General features: G+C 64.0%; 20 protein-coding genes. 7 read left to right on the top strand and 13 right to left on the bottom strand.

The features are described 5' to 3' along the window. The first annotated feature begins 745 nt into the window (after positions 1 to 745). Both CK228_RS09200 and CK228_RS09195 read left to right on the top strand, forming a co-directional pair. Positions 746 to 991: a DUF982 domain-containing protein gene (locus CK228_RS09200; protein WP_095773787.1), complete on the top strand. Its 246-nt coding sequence runs from the start codon at positions 746 to 748 to the stop codon at positions 989 to 991. Between the two features lie 119 nt (positions 992 to 1110). After that, complete coding sequence (locus CK228_RS09195; protein ID WP_019859308.1) at positions 1111 to 1344, top strand: DUF378 domain-containing protein; 234 nt, start codon at positions 1111 to 1113, stop codon at positions 1342 to 1344. Positions 1345 to 1544: 200 nt separating this feature from the next. Here the strand turns inward: CK228_RS09195 and CK228_RS09190 are convergent, their stop codons facing one another. After that, complete coding sequence (locus CK228_RS09190) at positions 1545 to 2738, bottom strand: PAS domain S-box protein (protein WP_095787636.1); 1194 nt, start codon at positions 2736 to 2738, stop codon at positions 1545 to 1547. Between the two features lie 76 nt (positions 2739 to 2814). Continuing rightward, on the bottom strand, positions 2815 to 3054 hold the full coding sequence (locus CK228_RS09185; protein WP_095773785.1) for a hypothetical protein: 240 nt from the start codon (positions 3052 to 3054) through the stop codon (positions 2815 to 2817). A gap of 273 nt (positions 3055 to 3327) precedes the next feature. Between CK228_RS09185 and CK228_RS09180 the strand changes: the two genes are divergently transcribed. From CK228_RS09180 to CK228_RS09170, 3 genes are all read left to right on the top strand, one after another. Then, a complete protein-coding gene (locus CK228_RS09180; protein WP_095773784.1) occupies positions 3328 to 3627 on the top strand; it encodes a hypothetical protein in 300 nt (99 codons plus the stop codon). A gap of 180 nt (positions 3628 to 3807) precedes the next feature. Then, on the top strand, positions 3808 to 4812 hold the full coding sequence (locus CK228_RS09175) for an aldo/keto reductase (protein WP_095787635.1): 1005 nt from the start codon (positions 3808 to 3810) through the stop codon (positions 4810 to 4812). Positions 4813 to 5195: 383 nt separating this feature from the next. Further along, complete coding sequence (locus CK228_RS09170) at positions 5196 to 6020, top strand: DUF1236 domain-containing protein (protein ID WP_095787634.1); 825 nt, start codon at positions 5196 to 5198, stop codon at positions 6018 to 6020. 129 nt (positions 6021 to 6149) lie between these two features. On the opposite strand, the gene CK228_RS09165 is transcribed toward CK228_RS09170, so the two are convergent. From CK228_RS09165 to CK228_RS09135, 7 genes are all read right to left on the bottom strand, one after another. Next, on the bottom strand, positions 6150 to 6380 hold the full coding sequence (locus CK228_RS09165; protein ID WP_095774017.1) for a hypothetical protein: 231 nt from the start codon (positions 6378 to 6380) through the stop codon (positions 6150 to 6152). A 107-nt stretch (positions 6381 to 6487) separates the two neighbouring features. Then, the gene (locus tag CK228_RS09160; protein WP_179295862.1) at positions 6488 to 7384 is read right to left on the bottom strand and encodes an aminoglycoside phosphotransferase family protein; all 897 of its coding nucleotides are present in this window, start codon (positions 7382 to 7384) and stop codon (positions 6488 to 6490) included. Between the two features lie 119 nt (positions 7385 to 7503). Further along, entirely contained in the window at positions 7504 to 9483 is a 1980-nt protein-coding gene (locus tag CK228_RS09155) for an AI-2E family transporter (protein WP_179295861.1), read from the bottom strand. A gap of 210 nt (positions 9484 to 9693) precedes the next feature. Then, positions 9694 to 10767 (bottom strand): D-alanine--D-alanine ligase family protein, encoded by a 1074-nt coding sequence (locus CK228_RS09150; protein ID WP_095787632.1) that lies wholly within the window; start codon positions 10765 to 10767, stop codon positions 9694 to 9696. Positions 10768 to 10801: 34 nt separating this feature from the next. After that, positions 10802 to 11419, bottom strand: a complete 618-nt coding sequence (locus tag CK228_RS09145) for a C39 family peptidase (RefSeq protein ID WP_095787631.1) — start codon at positions 11417 to 11419, stop codon at positions 10802 to 10804. A 118-nt stretch (positions 11420 to 11537) separates the two neighbouring features. Beyond that, positions 11538 to 12053 carry a hypothetical protein gene (locus CK228_RS09140; protein WP_095787630.1) on the bottom strand — a complete coding sequence of 172 codons (516 nt, stop codon included), beginning with the start codon at positions 12051 to 12053 and terminating at the stop codon, positions 11538 to 11540. 208 nt (positions 12054 to 12261) lie between these two features. Continuing rightward, positions 12262 to 12690, bottom strand: coding sequence for a VOC family protein (locus CK228_RS09135; RefSeq protein WP_095787629.1), 429 nt, complete (start codon positions 12688 to 12690; stop codon positions 12262 to 12264). Between the two features lie 335 nt (positions 12691 to 13025). On the opposite strand from CK228_RS09135, the gene CK228_RS09130 reads away from it, so the two are divergent. Next, positions 13026 to 13280 carry a hypothetical protein gene (locus tag CK228_RS09130; protein ID WP_245437999.1) on the top strand — a complete coding sequence of 85 codons (255 nt, stop codon included), beginning with the start codon at positions 13026 to 13028 and terminating at the stop codon, positions 13278 to 13280. Positions 13281 to 13303: 23 nt separating this feature from the next. Here the strand turns inward: CK228_RS09130 and CK228_RS09125 are convergent, their stop codons facing one another. The 3 genes from CK228_RS09125 to CK228_RS09115 all read right to left on the bottom strand — a co-directional run bounded on the left by CK228_RS09125 (position 13304) and on the right by CK228_RS09115 (position 16054). Further along, positions 13304 to 14473, bottom strand: coding sequence for a PLP-dependent aminotransferase family protein (locus CK228_RS09125; RefSeq protein WP_179295871.1), 1170 nt, complete (start codon positions 14471 to 14473; stop codon positions 13304 to 13306). A gap of 169 nt (positions 14474 to 14642) precedes the next feature. Next, entirely contained in the window at positions 14643 to 15095 is a 453-nt protein-coding gene (locus CK228_RS09120) for a GNAT family N-acetyltransferase (protein ID WP_095787626.1), read from the bottom strand. A 206-nt stretch (positions 15096 to 15301) separates the two neighbouring features. Next, positions 15302 to 16054, bottom strand: a complete 753-nt coding sequence (locus tag CK228_RS09115) for a pyridoxamine 5'-phosphate oxidase family protein (protein WP_179295860.1) — start codon at positions 16052 to 16054, stop codon at positions 15302 to 15304. Positions 16055 to 16059: 5 nt separating this feature from the next. Here CK228_RS09115 and CK228_RS09110 point away from each other — a divergent pair, with 5 nt between their 5' ends. Continuing rightward, positions 16060 to 17505 carry a PLP-dependent aminotransferase family protein gene (locus CK228_RS09110; RefSeq protein WP_095787625.1) on the top strand — a complete coding sequence of 482 codons (1446 nt, stop codon included), beginning with the start codon at positions 16060 to 16062 and terminating at the stop codon, positions 17503 to 17505. Positions 17506 to 17719: 214 nt separating this feature from the next. On the opposite strand, the gene CK228_RS09105 is transcribed toward CK228_RS09110, so the two are convergent. Continuing rightward, positions 17720 to 18178, bottom strand: coding sequence for a hypothetical protein (locus CK228_RS09105; protein WP_245437998.1), 459 nt, complete (start codon positions 18176 to 18178; stop codon positions 17720 to 17722). Between the last annotated feature and the right edge of the window lie 59 nt (positions 18179 to 18237).

Raw genomic sequence — 18237 nt, 5'->3', positions numbered from 1 at the left:
TGGACGTTCCGTTAATTTATCCAATCGCGATATACATTCCTTCATTTGAATGCTTCAGTTGGATTGGTCGTGCCGCATACATAGCCAGCCGGCAGCCGCCCCAGGCCGGTTAGGCCCGGTGCGCTGCTTACCCCAACCAGAGGTGTACCGGGCCGCCTGAGGGATAAAAGCCCGCGCTCTCGGCCAGAGGCGCGCGGGCCGATCGGAAACCCGATCTTCGGCAGGGAATGCCCCCGCCCTGCCGACAAACACAAACAATTAGAAACGACTAATGTTCCATCAGCCCGTCGAATGCCGGTTTCCCGTCGCGCTAAAATCGCCATTCAATTAGCGCAAACTTAATTAGCCATCTTGGATTTTAACGAATCGTTGACCGCGCTGTCCTATTTTGGAACAGCGCGGTCAAACCCCAACCGGACCGCGTAGGCGGCTCCGGCAACCCGGCCCCTGTTGCACTGCCGGAGCCGCTACCACACCATACAAAATACCAGCAATGGTTGAATCAACAGTTACCGCGCGTGCTTTCCGGTGCGCCACCGACGCCAAGGCAGTGCCGCGGATCGGGGAACGCGTTCCGCTTTCGATCGGGGGAGCCCGCAGAACCCTCAGGTCTTGCGCCACGTGCATATCCCGAGCGAACATTCGAAGGTGCCGCCACAGCCCAGCCTCACGCGCCAGTGATTGGAACCAGTGAAACTTTGGGCCGACACGCGCGTTTTGCATCAGCAACCTTGTCGAGGTTCCAATGCAACCTGCGTGGTTCTCCAAGCCCGTGGTCGTTTCGGTCGGTGTGGCCGGCGCCACCCGCCACTTGTCCAATACACAACAGGCGATCGAATTGTTGACGACACATTGGCGCGACGCCGGCAGCCTGAAACATCAGTCCGCGCTACGCGCCTGCCGCCGCGCGACAAGCGGCGACGTGCCTCCCGATATCGCCAGGGAGGCTTTGGTCGAGGCCGCGCGCGAGGCGCATATACTGGTCGAGTAGGCCGCGCCGTATTCACGGATCGCAACCCTCATTCACAATTTCGTGATCGACGGAACCGTCTGAAACCGCAAGCGTTTTTTTACGGACGTCTTTTCGTCAGGCAACATCAGGAGGCGTTTATGCGCATCATGAACCTCGTCACTCTCGCCCTCATCATCCTTGGCGGTCTCAACTGGCTGTCCATGGGGGTGACCGGCTATGACGTAATCGGCACGGTCCTTGGGGGCGCCATGCTGGCCCGCCTGGCCTATCTGATCATAGGCCTTGCAGCCATTTGGCAGCTCATGCCGGGCTTCCAGAGCTTCACCGTTGGGGAAGTCGATGCCGAAAGGCATCTCCCGCATCACCGGTGACCGGCAAGCCGGGGCGGCGGAAAACCTGCCGTCCCGTCCCGGTTGAGCACAACGGCCTTTGGCGGGCAGTTCCAGGCGCATCGCCTGATTGTCGCTGATCTTGAACAGTGCCGCGATGGCAGGGGCAGTCAAAACCCTGCCGTTGCCTGACGGAGAGACGACGCCGACGCCAATCTCCTCTTACGGGGGATACGGGACGTTCAGATGCCGAAACCCTGCGCTGCGCCGTCGTCGGCTTCGACACCGGCTTGCGGCACGATGATCGATGCCAGAGGTGCACTGAGCCGCCAGCTGAGACGGCCGGGCGAGCGCTCCAGTTGAGCCGAACCGCCCAGCGACTGCGGCGCCACCCGCTGCAGGACAACGGTGCCGAACCCCTTGCGCGCGCTCTCCTCGCGCTCCGGACGGGGCGTGGACGTCTCGGTCCAGAGCAGCTGGAAGTCGCGTCCGTCCGATGCACCGACACTCTTGGTGCCCAAGTCACTGGCACCCAATTCCTTGGCACCCAAGTCCTTGGCGCCCAAGTCCTGGGTGCCGGAGCCCTGGGTGCCGGGGCCTTGGTCGCTTGAGCCGATTGTCCAGGTGATCTCGACCTTGCCGTCTTCGCTGCCCAGCGCGCCATATTTGGAGGAATTCGTGCCGAGCTCGTGGAAAGCCATGCCGAGATTCTGCACCGCATTCGACTGCAGCGTCAGGACCGGGCCGGAGAGCAGGATCTGCTCCTCGCGGCCGAAAGGTTTCAGATGTTCCTGGATCAGGTCGAACAGGCTTGCGCCGGCCCACTCCGAGGTGACGAGCAGATCATGCGAACGCGAAAGCGCCATGATGCGGGCGCGGATCAGTTCCTCGAACTCCTGCGGGTCGCTCGAGCGCCTGCTCGTCTCCCTGACCATCGACAGGATGACAGCGAACTGGTTCTTGACGCGATGGTTGACCTCCCGCATCAGCAGCCTGATCCGGCGCTCACTCTCCTTTGCGGAGGAAATGTCGCGGGCGATCTTGGAGGCGCCGACGATCTCGCCATTGGCGTTCCTGATCGGCGAAACCGTCAGCGAGACGGAGATAAGCGCGCCGTCCTTGCGCCTCCGCGTCGTCTCATAACTCGCCACGCGTTGGCCACTGCGAACCCTGCTGATGATCTCGGTCTCCTCGCTCTTGAGGTGATCGGGGATGAGCATGAGGATCGACTGGCCGATGGCTTCCTCGGCGGTGTAGCCGAACATGCGTTCGGCCGCCAGGTTCCAGCTCGTGATGATGCTGGTCAAATCCTTGCTGATGATGGCATCGAAAGAGGAATCGACGATGGCCGCGAGGCGTGCGTCGGCAGTCGCGTCCTGTTTCTGGTTGTTTGTTGCGATGTCCGCCGTCGCCGCCACGATTTCGCTCATCGGCATGAGGTAGTGCGCGAGCGGATCAAGACAATCTCCCCGGCCGCAATTCGCATGCGGCGCGCCACGGATGAAGCCAGCGTCACTCCGACGGCCGATCGCCCGTCTTGCCGTCGCCGTCCGGCAGCACGCCGAACTCCTGCGACTTGACCCCCTGCTCGGCCGTCAGGAACCCGTCCGAGGAAAGGCCGCGCCGCAGCAGCTCCCGGACCGCTGCCGAGCGGCTCGGCATGCGCTTTTCGAAGCGCCAGTTTTCCAGCGCCGCCAATTCGTCCGTGGTGAGCATGATCTGCAGCCGTTCCGGACGTTCCAGTTCAGCCATGTGCGCGCTCCTCGCTCAGGACTAAAAACACGGTGAGTTAGCATCTAGCTCATTCAGCTTATAAGTATGGTGACCCCCATTATGCGTCAAGACCGGCCAGTGAGGCCTCCGCACATCAAACGCATGATGCTCATCGAACGCCTGATACGCATTCCTGTAATTTAACTAACCAACTGATTTTATTTGTATATTTTTCAGATTTCACTTGCCAGACCGATACCCCGAGCGCATGCTTCAACCTGAACAGAAAACCGTTCCCTTTGGGAGGTTTCGATGCGCTACGATTACTCCATGCGCTTGCACGATGACGTCAATGCAGCGGTCGAGAGGGCATTCAAGACGGCCGGCATCGTCAACATCACGGTGACGGCCGAGCAGGTCAGGATCATGAATCTGGCCGAGAATGTCGCCCTCGAGGACATTGAATATCTGGTCCTGCGGGCTGCCCAACTGCTTGGCGCGGCAATCGAATTCGACTCCATGAGCAGCGGTTTGGCGCTGTCTGGAAACGTCGAGGGTGAGGAACGGGCGATCAGCCCCCTCGTTCTTTCGCAGCCGGCCTCGATCCAGTGATGTCGCCCTGACGCCGCGCCCGGTCGCGGCGTCGCTTCCAACATCCGGACTGGCTCCGGCCTGGGCCTGCCTGGCGCCCGGCACCCTTGATCACAGTCGGTTGAGACAGCGCTGCACACCTATGGGAATTGGGCGCGTGCTCTATATGGTGCTGCAAACCCCAACCGGAGCAGCGCAGCCATGACCCTCGCGACACGAAAACTCGGCAGCCAGGGATTGAAAGTCTCGGCCATCGGCCTCGGCTGCATGGGCATGAGCCAGTCCTACGGCCCGGCCGACGAGGCCGAGTCCATCGCCACGCTGCATCGCGCGATCGAACTTGGCTGCACCTTCCTGGATACCGCCGAGGTCTATGGCCCGCACACCAACGAGGCACTTCTCGGCCGGGCGCTGAAGGGCAAGCGCGACCAGGTGACGATCGCCACCAAATTCGGCTTCCGCATCGAAAACGGCAAGCAGCTCAGCGGCGTCGACAGCCGGCCCGAGCATATCCGCGAGGTTGTGGAAGCCTCGCTCGTCCGGCTCGCCACCGACCATATCGACCTGCTCTACCAGCACCGCGTCGACCCTGACGTGCCGATGGAGGATGTCGCCGGCGCGGTCGGCAAGCTTGTGGCCGCGGGCAAGGTGCGCTTTTTCGGCCTGTCGGAGGCAGGTAGCGCCAACATCCGCCGGGCGCATGCCGTCTTTCCCGTCTCGGCGCTGCAGAGTGAATATTCGCTGTGGGAACGCAATCTGGAGCCGGAGATCATCCCGCTGCTCAAGGAACTCGGCATCGGCCTGGTGCCGTTCTCGCCGCTCGGCCGCGGCTTCCTCACCGGCGATGTCAAGCGCGCCGAGGATTATCCGGAAGGCGACTATCGCCGCAACGACCCGCGCTACCAGGGCGAAAATTACGACGCCAATGTCGATGCGGCCGGCACGGTGCGCGACATCGCGGCGGCCCGGGGCGTCAAGCCAGGACAGATCGCGCTGGCCTGGCTGCTCGGCAAAGGCGGCGATTTCGCTGTCGATATCGTGCCGATCCCCGGCACCAAGCGCAGAAAATACCTGGAGGAGAACATCGCCGCCGCCTCGCTGAAACTCGACGCCGCCGAAATGGCCGCACTGGACGAGGCGCTGGCGCCGGGAAAAATCGCTGGCCCGCGCTATGGCGAGCGCGGCATGGCGATGGTCGATCGGTAGCTCCAGCGCGTTCATCGCAAGCGGCATTGAATACGGGAAGCGGATGCTTTTCTCCTCGGCAGTCTGCCGCTGAAGTCCATTGGTGATGGCTCAAAGCCTCCCAGCCCGACGATGGCAGCTGCCCGCGAACCACGAGGAATGGCCGGACAGACATTCTGCTGTCGCAAACCGTCGGTCGAAGATCGGAGCGGCAGGGCCCGCCACGGGGAAGCGGCGGGCCCGGATGGGCTTGGATCACTGTAGTCGGGCTCCCGCCGCAACGCCCTCGGATGTGGGTTGTTCCTTCAAATTTCCGCCTGTCGCTTTTGCCAATTCGCCTGGAACGAAATTTTTTCGTCGAGGTTTATCCCGCGAAGGGACTGATGCTTTCGAGGAGACCTCCCATGAAGCATATGTTGATCACCAGCATGCTCGCGCTCGGCATCGGATGCGGTGCCGCGGTGGCTCAGACACAGCCGGCTGAAACTCAGTCGGGCGGTGACGCTAATTGCGCGGCCGGCGCGGCCAACTGTCAAAAAGGCTCGAAGATGAAGATGGGCGAGCAGGCCCAAGGCAAGGCCAAGGCCCAGACGGACCAGCAGGCTCAAGGCAAGCCGAAGCTCAAGACCGACGAGCAGGCTCAGGGCAAGGCCAAGGTCGAGACCGACCAGGCCCAGGGCAAGGCAGGTGCGACCACCGATCAACAGGCTCAGGGCAAGGCCAAGGTCCAGACGGACCAGCAGGCCCAGGGCAAGCCGAAGCTCAAGACCGACGAGCAGGCTCAGGGCAAGGCCAAGGTCGAGACCGACCAGGCCCAGGGCAAGGCAAATGCAACCACCGATCAGCAGGCTCAGGGTAAGGCCAAGGTCCAGACCGACCAGCAGGCCCAGGGCAAGGCAAATGCGACCACCGATCAGCAGGCTCAGGGCAAGACCTCGACACAGACTGATCAGGGTTCGACTGCCTCTATCAGCAATGTGACGGTCGAACAGAAAACCCAGATCACCCAGGTCATCAAGGAGACCCGGGTCGAGCCGGTGTCCAATGTCGATTTCGACATTTCGGTCGGCATCGAAGTTCCGCGGCACAAGATCCGGCTGCATCGTCTGCCGGCGCGCATCGTCAAGATTGTTCCGGCCTATGAAAGCTACGAGTATTTCGTATTGGCCGACGGTCGGATCGTCATAGTCGATCCAGACACATTGAAGATCGTCCTTATCCTGACCTGACTTGGGCCAACGCTCTGAAACGCCCGCACACCCAGGTGGCGGGCGTTTCCATGAGATCTGCCGTTGAATCAATTGTGGGCGGAGGCTGCCGTGTTCGGGGACAAGGCCGGGGATCTAGCCGCCAGGACGTCAAAGCTGGATTTCAGCGCCTGCCTGTTCGTCGAACAAAACCGGGCAGCCTCGTGCAAGCGCTACCTTGGAAAGGGCGTTCGCCACCACATCGTCCGGCGACACGAAATCGCCGGTCAGCACCCGCAACTCTTCCACGCCTTCAGCCATCGAGACAAAATTTCCGACCACGCGGTCGTGCTTACAGGCCTCGACCACGTAAAGCAGATCGACCAGTTCGAAGCTGCGCATGTTCAGCCTCCAAAAAAACGTCCCTTGCAGGATCATGAAACGCGTTGGCGGAGCGTAATGTTCCGACAGACCCGACTTAGCTCTGGCTCGCCGCCGGCAACCAGAGCTCAGATGTCAGGATCGTCGAGAATGCGAGCGAGCGTGCTGCGCCCCAGCGCGCTCATGGCTGGGTTGGTGCCACGGTAATACCAGACGAGACCCATGGCCTGCTGGAACGCCCAGGCAGCACCGCGCTTCCATAAGAGGTCCTCGACCTGAAGGCCGCTGCGAAAGGCCGCCCTTCGCTCGCGGTCGAGAAGATGCCACGCCACCACCAGATCCAGCGACGGATCGGCCGGCCCGAAACTGCCGCCATCAAGCACGCCGACAAGACGCTCGCCCTGCACGAGAAGGTTTGCCGGGATAAGGTCCTTGTGACTCATCACGACAGGCCCGGCGGCGGGCAACTCCCGCAACCGGGCCCACAAATCGCGCAGTCGGGCCACATCAAGCAGGCCATCGCTGTTTTCAAAGCAAACAGCCATCCAATCGTCATGATCGGGGAGATGTCCGCCACGTCCTTGCCCGTCGAAGCGCCGGCCCCGTGTGTCCGCCTTGCGCAACGATGCCACGAGGCTTGCAAGGTCAAGCGCGAACATCGTCGATCCACTTAGCCCGTGCGGCGTGGCAACCTCGCCTTCGATCCACGTTTGCAATGCCCATGGCATTGGATATCGAGGACCGGGCTCGCCGAGCCCAATCGGGCGTGGCGTCGCAAACAGGCAATGTTCGCCGATCTCGACCATGGCAGCGGCCTCCGACCGAAGCATATCGGCGCATTCGGCAGGGTTCATCGCCCGCAGCGGGAAGCGCGCAGCGCTCTTCGAGCCGATGCGGAAGATGGCGTTGACGGTTCCCGACGATCCGACCGAGGTGATGTGCTCATGACGATATTGGGGAAACTGATCGTCGATCATGTGGCGGGCGATATCGATGTCGATATTCACCTGATCGTCATGCATCATGTGTTCTCGTCCTGCCGGGCATGATCCGCTGGCGCCGACGACCGGGATGCGGCGCAAAGCCACTATAAGCGCCCTTACCGGTAGGTCGAACCAGCGCTCGCGGCGATCGGCTTCTGCCCCTAGCCCGCCGGCACCTTCCTTGGCGCGGCGCGCGGCCGGCGCATGCGCCGTTTGGCGACGAGCTTCAGCGCCACCGGCGGCTCGTTCGACAGCGCGCCGGTCACGGCGTCGACCATGCCGTGCGCGACGAAATCCGCGTTGATGTCCTGGGCGAGCTTGGCCGCCGCTTCCTTGTCTCCGTTGCCGGTTTCCGACCAGAACACGATGCCCACCCGAAGCGCCGCCTTCGCGCGCTTCAGCCGCCGAACCAGGAAGCGGGCATGCTTGACGGAATCGCGGTTGAGGAAGCCGACCACCACCGTGTCGACGGTCTCGAGCTCGAGATGGCGGATGCCGGCGGGTTCCATGTCGACAAAGTCAGCCTTCGACACGGTCGCTCCCTGGACCTCCAGCACCTGCGCCAGCATCGCCGCGGCGGCGTCGTCGAGCTCGCCGCGCCCGCCGGCGCAAAGCACCGATAGGCCACTGCCGTCGGGCAGCTCGGCCTCGTCCTCGGCGGCGGCATCGCCGGGCTCGCCCCCTTCCCCGGCCACATGCCGGCTTTCGTCTTCGGCCGCCTCCTCCTTGGCATCATCTTCGAGATTGGCCACCAGCGCGAGCGCGCTGGCCGCCACCTGCCGCCTTTGCAGGTCGCCCATGACGCCGCGCACACGGTCGCGCTCGCCCAGCAAAAGGGCGGGAACAGCCACCTTGTCGTAGAATTCGACCAGATATTTTTCCTCGAGCATTTCCTCCGCGTGATCGGTGGCCTCGTCCGGGTCGCCGGCCAGGAGCCGCTGGTACAGCCGCGCATGCGGTTCCAGCACCGGCTCGTTGCCGAACAGCACGTCGAGGAATTCAAACTGCGGTACGTGCCTGCCCAGCACCACGAGGCAGACGGTGAGCGGCGTCGACAGGACGAGCCCGAGCGGCCCCCACAGCCACGTCCAGAAGATCGCCGCGACGATGATCGCCAGCGGCGACAGCCCGGTTCGCGAGCCGTACAGCCAGGGCTCGACGACATTGCCGGTGACCAGTTCCATCACCACGAACAGGGCCGCCGTCCACAACACGAGCGACCAGCCGGGAGCCACGGCAAGCGCCAGGAACAGCGGCAAAAGCATGCCGATGGCCGGACCGATATAGGGAACGAACCGCAGCGCCAGCGCCAGCAGGCCCCACAACAGCGCATTGGGAATGCCAAGGATCCACAGCCCGATCGCAATCGGTATGGCGTAGAGGATGTTGACCACCAATTGCATGAGCAGGTAGCGGCCCACGCGCTTGGCTGCATCCTGAAGCGCCTCGGTGGTGCGGTGTAGGTCGCCATAGCCGACAAGCCGGATGAAGCGGTCGCGCAAATCCTCCCGCTCGAGCAGCATGAAGATGACGACGACGACGATCAGTCCAGCCGATCCCAGCGGGCTGATCAGCGGACCGACGATGTTCTGCAGGACTTCGAGCGGCCTTTCACGCGCAACGATCTCGACCGGGACCGGTTCGCGCGGCGGCTTGTCGGGCGTGGCGGCCGGCAGCGTGGCGTCCTGCCTGTCGATCTCCTGGCCGACACGCTCGACCACGCTGCTCAACCTGGCGATGATCCCGCCCCCGACTCCGGTTTCCTTGAGCGAGCGGATCTTGGCCAGGATGTTGGTCTGGTAGACCGGAATGTTCTGCGCCAGCTCGCTGACCTGCGTGGCGACGACGAAGCTGAACAGGGCAAGGGCCGCGAAGGCGCCGAGCACACTGGCGATGACGGCGGCGATCCGGGGAATGCCGACCCGTTTGAGCGCCGAAACCAAAGGCGCCAGCGCGAAGGTCAAAAGCAGCGCGATCGCGATCGGCAGGAACACCTCGCGGCCGAAATACAGCGCAGCCACCGTCGTCACGGTGGTCGCCACATTGGGCAATGCGGTTCGCGGACGGGGCGCGGCGGCCGAAAGAATATCGTCCAGCCCATGCGCCTCGGACGCCGTCCCGTTTCGACGATTGGCCGCCACTTGCTGTCTCTCCCCCTGCCAGCGGCCATGGTCTGACATATTGAGCCGGCGTGCAACATTTGCCGGCAGACCGCTGGTTACCCTTCAATTCCGGGCGGGTCAGTATGTTCCCTGCGGCCGGAGGCAATGGAGAGAAGTGATTTTGTCCGCTCGTCGGGATTCACGCTGCAGGGCGGACGGCAAGCCTGGCGTGACGCTGCACGGAGCCGATCAGCGCCCCGCATGCCTTGCCAGCGCGTGCTCGATCAGCACGTCGATCACCTTGCTGTAGCCGATGCCGGCCGCGGCAAGTGCCTTGGCGTACATCGAGATGTCGGTGAAGCCGGGCAGCGTGTTGACCTCGTTGACCAGCAGCGAACCGTCGGCGCGCAGGAAGAAGTCGACGCGCGCCATGGCCTCGCAACCGAGCGCCCGGAAAGCCCGCGCCGCCATCTCGCTCGTCCTGGCAACGACATCGGCCGGGACATCGGCGGGCACCTTGACCAGCGCGCCGTCGGCATCGAGATATTTGGCCTCATAAGTGTAGAAGCCATGCTTGCCGGCGGGAATGATCTCGCCCGGCAGCGAAACCGTCAGCGAGCCGTCGGCCCGCTCCAGCACCGAGCACTCGATCTCGCGGCCGTCGACGAACTCTTCGATCAGCGCCTTGCTGTCATAGCGCAAAGCCGTTTCGACCGCCTGCTCGAAGCCATCCCTGTCATGCACCTTGCTCACCCCGAAGGACGAGCCCTGGCGCGCTGGCTTGGCGAAGAAAGGCAGCCCAAGCGCCCCGGCAATCTCCTGGAACGAACCGACATCGCCTCTCAGCACGGTGACCGAGCGGGCAACGGCAAGCCCGGCCTCGCGCAGCAGCCGCTTGGCGACATCCTTGTCCATGGCGGCTGCCGAAGCCAGGATGCCGCAGCCGACATAGGCGACGTCGGCGACCTCGGCATAGCCCTGTACCGAACCGTCCTCGCCGAACGGCCCGTGCAGCACGGGAAAGACGACATCGACGGGGTCAGGCTGTTCGCCATTCTTGGTGAGAGCCACCAGCCGGCCCTTGCCGCCGGGCAGCAGCGCGATCTCCACGCCATCCTCCGACACCGGAGCCCCTGCCCCGTCGGCGCCGGCCTCGGACGAAGGCTGCAGCAACCACCTGCCCTCCCTGGAAATGGCGATCGGCACCACCTCGTAGCGCGTCCGGTCGATCGCCTTCAGCACATTGGCGGCCGACAGCCGCGACACGTCATGCTCGGCCGAGCGCCCGCCATAGAGGATGGCGACCCTGATCCTATCCTTCATTGAAAAGCCTGTTCTTCATCGAAATCCCTCGAAATCAAATGGTGACGGCAATGCCGCGATTGGCAAAGAAACGGTCGAAATCGGCTGGCGCCAACACTGCGTTGGCCTGTGTGGCGCTGGTATGGCCGGATGGGTTGTGAAAGCGAAAACCGTCCTGTGACGCCGCCGTGACCAGCACCAGATGGCCGCCCTTCGACGGCGGCTCGCGCTCGGGCCAGCGGATCGAACTGCTGACCGAGGCGATGAAGAAGCGTGACTGCCCGAGGATCGCCGGAATGTCCGACGTCGCGACATTGGTCATCACCTGCGCCTCCAGGCCGAATTCCGCCTGCACGAAGGTGACGAAGGGCGCGTAGATCAGGCCCTTGATCGAGCCTTCGTTGACGACATAGCCGCCATATACGGTGCAGCGTCTGGCCAGTTCGATGGTCGGCACGATCTCGCCGCGCGTCGCCAGGATCATTTTCAGGCACGCCATGCCGCAGATGTTGGCGGCCCAGACCGCGTATTCGTCGAGGCTTTCCGCGCCCGACCCTTGCCATAGCGGATCGCGCCGCAGCGCCACATCGGCGCCATCGGCGAGCACGGCCAGCGTGATGTCAGGCGTTTCCCACTGGCTGAAAAACGGCACCGCTCCAGGCAACGGGTTCATACGGATTTCTCGGATAGTTGGCACGATCTCGCATACGAGGATACGAGATCGTGGGAAAGCCGCTTGGGCCCCCGAACACCGAAAGCCCTGACGGGCAACGCCGCGCGCCGCCGCCGGCCTACTCGGCCTTCGTCCAGCCGAAGACCATCCAGGCGTATTTCGATTTCTCGTCGGGCTCGGCGGTGTAGGTCATCTGGATGTCGCCGTCCTTGGCGTAGATGTCGAGCCTGGGCGCCGTGTCCAGCTTGAGCCATAGCGAGCTCTTGCTGAAGGACCAGGTTCCGCACCAGACGCAGGCGCCCGACGCCGCGTCACCCGGCTGATGGAAATTGTAGCGGCCGTCCGCCGTGATCTCCAGATAGTCGAACGCGCCGTAGAAGGCGGTCACCGTCTGCTGAAACGCGGCGGCCGCCGCTTCCTGTTCGGGCGTCGGCGCATCCTTCATGTCGCGCGGCGGGCGGATGGCTGAGCCGCTGAGCTTCCATTTGCCGACAAAGTCCTTCTTGGTCGGAAGATATTCCTCCTGAGCCTGCGCCGATGAAATATAAGAAACCGATAATATGCTTGTCGGCAAGATGGCTCCGCCCGCAAGTAAAAGCGCGGCAGCGCAGATTGCCCTGGTCGATTTTTGCATGAAATATATTTCTCCACGATGGGAAAGGATGTCTCGGTCCAGTGGAAATTTAGGGCGTACCTTGCCTGGACGCCGATTCCCACCGCCTTTGCACGGTTAGCATTGGGGCCAGCGACCTGGCAACGACGGGACGCCGTCAATCCCCGTTGGGTCAGCAGGCGCGCAAAATGCCGCCGGCGGTGGCCGCGGCTGCGTTCGATGGAAGCCCCTAGAAGGTGATCTCCACCGAAGCGACGCTGCGCGTATGCGCACCGTGATGGACGGCCTCGATGTTGTTGCCGTCGGGGTCGAGCAGGAAGGCGGCGTAATAGCCGGGATGATAGGGCCGCTCGCCCGGCGCGCCATTGTCCGTGCCGCCGGCCGCCAGCCCGGCCTTGTGGAAGGCATCGACCATCGCGTGGTCCCTGGCCTGGAAGGCCAGATGGTGACGGCCAGTGAGTTTTCCCAGTGCTGCCCGGCTGTCGGCGCTGGAGATGAACAGCTCATCGGACCAGAAATAATCCTTGCCAGTCCCGCCGATCGGCACGCCGAGCACCTGCAAGACCGCCTCGTAGAAACGCCGGCTGGCGGCGAGATCCCTTACCACCAGCTGGATGTGGTCGATGAGCCGGCCGCGATGCAGTTCCTGGGTTTCCACGAAAATTCCTCCTCGCAATGTTGCAAATCTAAATTCGCTTGGGGCGCCGTCAATGCGGGCGGGCGCAGGCTACTGGCAGCCGCTGCCTTCCGGCGTCGTCGCCGAAAATCCCGCCCTTCGGTCCTCTGCAAATGAAAAGCCCGCCGGAGAGGGGAACCCGGCGGGCTTTGGAAGGCCTCGTTGACCAGGCCTTCAGATGTCTGCGGGGGATCAGACACCTAGGAACACCTGTCGGCTGAAGAGGTTCCACGCCGATCTTTTTTCGGGAGAAAATTCTCCTGACGGGAACTTTCCGATCAAACCGGAGTTTCGTGGCGCGGCGGGAGGAACCACGATTGGATTGTTTTGAGAGACTGGAAGCGCTTATCGACAGCGCCGGGGCCGGCGACGTCGAGGAGGCAAACGCCTTGCTGCGGCGCTTCAAGGGCAAGTCGCAGGCGGTCGCCACGGCAATGGACGAGTTCATGCTCGACTTCGTGACATTGGTCTTCGTCGTCGAGACCGGCGAGGAAGATTTTGAAAAACCGCTCCGCAAGCTGGCGCGCACCAGGCTTGCGATACTCAGGCATCTGGTCACCGTTACGGCGTAGAAATGCCGCCTTCCGCGACCGGCCTACCGCTTCAGCAGCGCCGCCAGCCTTGGGATGCCCTCGGTCACGGCGCGGCGGTCGGCCAGCGTGAAGGACAGCCGCAGCGTGTTGCGTCCGGTGCCGTCGGCGTAAAAAGCGTTGCCGGGCACGAAGGCGACGCGTGCCTCCTTCACCGACCGCGCCAGGAGTTCGGTGGCATCGGACCCTTCGGGCAATGTCGCCCAGACGAACATGCCGCCTTCCGGGCGGCTCCAGGTCACGCCGTCCGGCATGTTGGCTTCGAGCGCGCCGAGCAGCCCGTCACGGCGCTCGCGATAGGCGCCGATAAGTTTGTCGACCTGGCCGTCGAACACGGATTCCGCGACGCGGTGCATGACCAGCTGGTTGATCGACGGGCTGTGCAGGTCGGAAGCCTGCTTCATCAGCACCAGTTTTTCCACCACATGGCGCGGGGCGCACACCCAGCCGACGCGCATGCCCGGCGACAGGATTTTCGAGAACGAGCCGCAATAGAGCGTGCGCGCCTTGTCGATAGAGCCGCAGCGCGCGCAATCGAGCGCCAGGATCGGCGGCACGCCCTCGCCGTCATAGCGCAGGGCGCGATAGGCGGCGTCCTCGATGACGGCGATGTCGAGTTCGCCGGCAAGGTCGAGCACCGCTTCACGCTGCGTCCTGTCCAGCGTGTTGCCGGTCGGGTTGGCGAAATCCGGCACCAGATAGGCGAACTTGACCTTGCCGCCATTTGCGGCGGCCGCCGCGCGATAGGCGTCCGGCGTCATGTTGCCGCCTTCCGGCCGCAGCCGGTCATAGCGCGGCTCATAGGCGTTGAACGCCTGCAGCGCGCCGAGATAGGTCGGCCATGTCACCAGCGCCGTGTCGCCCGGCGACAGGAACAGCTTGCCCAGATAATCCAGCGCCTGCTGCGAGCCGGAGGTGATGAAGATGTTGGCCTCGTCGCAGGCGACGCCGAGCTTGCCCATCTGCCCGGCGATCCAGCGCCGCAACGGCAGATAACCTTCCGACACCTGGTATTGCAGTGCCGCGCCCGCCTCCGCACCGCCCAGCACCTCGGCATAGGCATCGCGGATGGCCTCGGCCGGAAACAGCGCCGGATCGGGAATGCCGCCGGCGAAGGAGATGATGTCCGGCTGGTCGAGCAGCTTCAAGAGTTCGCGGATTTCGGAGGCCTTCATGCGCGACGAGCGCGAAGCCAAGAGGTTCAAAAGGGTCAAGTCACGCCTCCCCAGACGATTTTCATATAGGTCAATGTAGCTGACCTATATCCGCTTTGTCAGGCAATTTGAATAGTGCCTGAAAGCCTTCCGCTATACGCCAGTCGTCGCAGGGGCGGAACGGATGCGCCTAAAGGCTCTTCTTGTAGCCAATATGGCTGCCGGTGAAGCCGAGGTCTTCATAGAAGCGATGCGTGTCCGCCCGCCCCTTGTCGGTGGTCAGTTGCACGAGGCCGCAGCCGCGCGACCGGCATTGATCGATCGCCCATTCGACCATCAGCCGGCCGATGCCACCCGAGCGCCGATGGCCGGCGACCCGAACCGCCTCGATCTGCCCGCGCCAGGCGCCCTTGCGCGACAGCCCGGCAAGGAAGGTGATCTGCAACGTGCCGATCACCTCGGCTCCGTCCACGGCCACCGCCAGCAGCTGGTTGGGATCGGCATCGATGGCAGCAAAAGCATTGAGATAGCCCTGTGCCAGCGGCAACGAGGCATCCTCGCGGGCGGCGCCCAGCGGATCGTCGGCCAGCATGGCGACGATTGCCGGCAGGTCGGAGGCTTGCGCCTTGCGGAAGGTGATCATGGCGCCGGGATAGCGCGGGGCAGTGGCGGCGGCAAGGCGGCTTCTTCCTTCCCCCCTTGTGGGGGAAGGTGGATCGGCGCGCAGCGCCGAGACGGATGAGGGGTGTTCCAGCGGAGTGAGGCGTCGGCACTCCCTGGAACACCCCTCATCCGACCTCGCTTCGCGAGGCCACCTTCTCCCGCAAGGGGAGAAGGAAGAGGCGCTAGTTACTCCTCGCCCTCATACACCCTTTGCGCCTTTATCAGCGCCTGATCCAGCCTCTCGCCCTCGGCGTATCCAGCCAGGTTCTGCGGCCGCTCAACACCGTTCATCAGCCTCGGACACGGCTCGGCCGCGCCGATCACCGTCCGCACCGGGATGACGCCGGCCCACACCGGATGGCCATAGTCCTCCTCGTCGTCGCCGACGCCCTTGGCGCGCACTTTGGCTGACGCCTCCTCGATGCGCATGCCGATCACCATCGTCGCCTTGGCTTCCTGCGCCGAGATCGGCCGCAAGGTTTCGCTGCGGCCGGGATAGAAGCGGTCGACGACGCCGGCCAGCGCCTTCATCTTTTCCTCCGGCTCATCAACAATCCGCGCGGTGCCAAAGCACATCGCCGAGCGGTAGTTGGCGGAATGGTTGAAGCCGGTGCGCGCCAGCACCAGTCCGTCGAGATGCGACACGGTGAGACAGGCCGGCGTGCCGCCGCGCAGCTGGCGCAGCATGCGGCTGGCCGATGAGCCGTGCCAGTAGAGCATGTCGCCCTCGCGCCAGTGAATGGTGGGCGTGCAATAGGGCTGGCCGTCGAACGTGTAGGCGACGTGGCAGAGCAGCCCGGCATCCAGCACCGCGAAGACGGCCGCATGGTCGTAGCTGCCGCGCTCATGCAGGCGCTTGACCCGATTGCGGCTGGTGGTCGGAAAGCTGGCGGAGACGTCGTTCACGGCTTGCATCCTCGGCTGTTGTCTGCCAACCATGCGCCATGGCATTGGTCGATAAAAGAACCAATCAGGGAGATAAAATTCAGACCAATCCGCCGGATTGGTCGGCGCTGATCCCGGTCCTGCCGGGCGACGGCCCGCGCAGCCGCGAGCTTTACGCCGCACTCAGGCGGCTGATCGAGACCGGCGCGCTGGCCGCCGGCGCCAAGCTGCCGACCACCCGCGACCTTGCGCAACGTTTCGGCCTGTCGCGTTCGGCGGCGGTCGCCTGTTTCGAAATGCTGATCTCGGAAGGCTTTGCCGTGGCCAAGGTCGGCGCCGGCACCTTCGTTGCGCCCGACGTGCCATATCTGCCGACAACGCTGGCCAAGGCGCGCCCGCCAGAGATCGACGCCGCCACTTCGCTGCCTTGCGGCCTTGGCGTGGCGGTGTCCGACCCGCGCACGCTGAACCTGTTCCGCATCCTGCTGTCGCGCCACCTCGCCCGCCCCGGCCCCGAACATTTCCGCTATGGCGATCCGCGCGGCGGCCTTCCGCTGCGCAGCGCGATTGCCACTTATCTCAGGACCGCGCGCGGCGTGCGCTGCGACGCCGGCCAGATCCTGCTGACCTCGGGCACGCAGCAGGGGCTGGACCTTCTGGCGCGCGCGGCACTTCGCCCCGGCGATGCCGTGTGGCTGGAAAACCCCTGCTATCCCATGGCGCACGCCGCGCTGGCCGGCAGCGGCGCCAGCATCGTCGCCGTGCCGGTCGACGCCGAAGGGCTCGATCCCGAGATCGGCGAACGTCTCTGCCCAAAGGCACGCGCGGCCTATGTCACGCCCTCGCACCAATATCCGCTCGGCGTGACCATGACGATGCGCCGTCGCCTCGCCTTGCTCGACTGGGCGCGGCGCAACGATGCCTGGATCATCGAGGACGACTATGACAGCGAGTTCCGCTATGCCGGCCCGCCGCTGACCTCGCTGCAAGGCATGGATGGCGCGGGCCGCGTCGCCTATCTCGGCACCTTCTCCAAGGTCCTCTTCCCCGGCCTGCGCATCGGCTATGTCGTGGTGCCGGAACCGTTGCTCGATGCCGTCATGGCGATCAGGGCGCGCTCGGACCGTTACCCTTCGACGCTGGCCGAGGGCGCGCTGACCGACCTGTTGAACGAAGGCCACTTCGCCGCGCATCTCAGGCGCGTGCGCCGCCGCGTGCAAGCCGCGCGCGACGTGCTGGTGGCGGGGCTACAGGCGCATTGCGGCGACAGGCTCGATGTGACGGTGCCCGAACAGGGGCTGCACCTGATGGCGATGCTCAGGGGCAACGGGCCGGACACGGCGATCGTCGAGGCGGCGAAGGCGGTGGGCGTCGGCGCGCGAGCGCTGTCCGCGATGTTCATCGACGGCGCGCCGAAGCATGGGCTGGTGCTGGGTTTTTCCGGGTTTTCGGATGAGGAGTTGACGGGAGCGACGGCGAGGCTGGGCGGGGTGATGCGGCATTGAGTGATAACAGGCGAGCACAGTGCTGCCCCTCATCCGCCTGCCGGCACCTTCTCCCGTATAGTGACGGGGAGAAGGATGCTGTCACGGCCCTACGCGCCTTTTCAGCAACGCCGACAATTTGGCGAAATCATTCGTCGGAGCGTCTTTCTCCCCGTCTCTATACGGGGAGAAATGTCCGGCAGGACAATGAGGGGCCGGCGCAACCCTTTGAGGTTTAATCCGCATCAGCGGCAGGCTTCGCCTTCCCGCACTGCGCCAGCACCTTGCCGATGGCTCCCTTCGAACCTTTCAGCGGAAAACTGCTCGAACCATATTTGGCCGAACTGACAGACACATCCCCCTTCCCCCGCAGCAGATCGAGCAGCGGATCGGCTTTGGCCAGGTCCACCACGAAGTAATTGTACATGGCCTCCAGCTGCAGCGTCCTGGTCACCGTCTTGCCGTCGGCCTTGAAGTCGAACGCGCCGCTGATGCCGGGCTCGAGTTGCTGGCCGCTGGCACCGAGGTCTAAGCTCAGCACCGGCTTGTCGAAACAGGCCAGCATCAGATGCGCGTCGCCTTTTGGTCCGCCGCAGACCGAGGCGGTCAGCACGCTGCCGCCCTCGTCCTCCTCCATCTTGGCGCCCCAGCCGCTGCACGACGCGGCAAAAGCCGGCTGCGCGGCCTGCAGCATAGCCACGGCACCGGCGACGACGAGATATCCAGCTCTCATGAGTTCCCCCTGACAATTGC

It is taken from the genome of Mesorhizobium sp. WSM4312, assembly GCF_002294875.1.
GTDB lineage: Bacteria > Pseudomonadota > Alphaproteobacteria > Rhizobiales > Rhizobiaceae > Mesorhizobium.
Note: the sequence above shows the minus strand (reverse complement) of the source record. Positions and strands in the feature narration are given on the sequence as shown.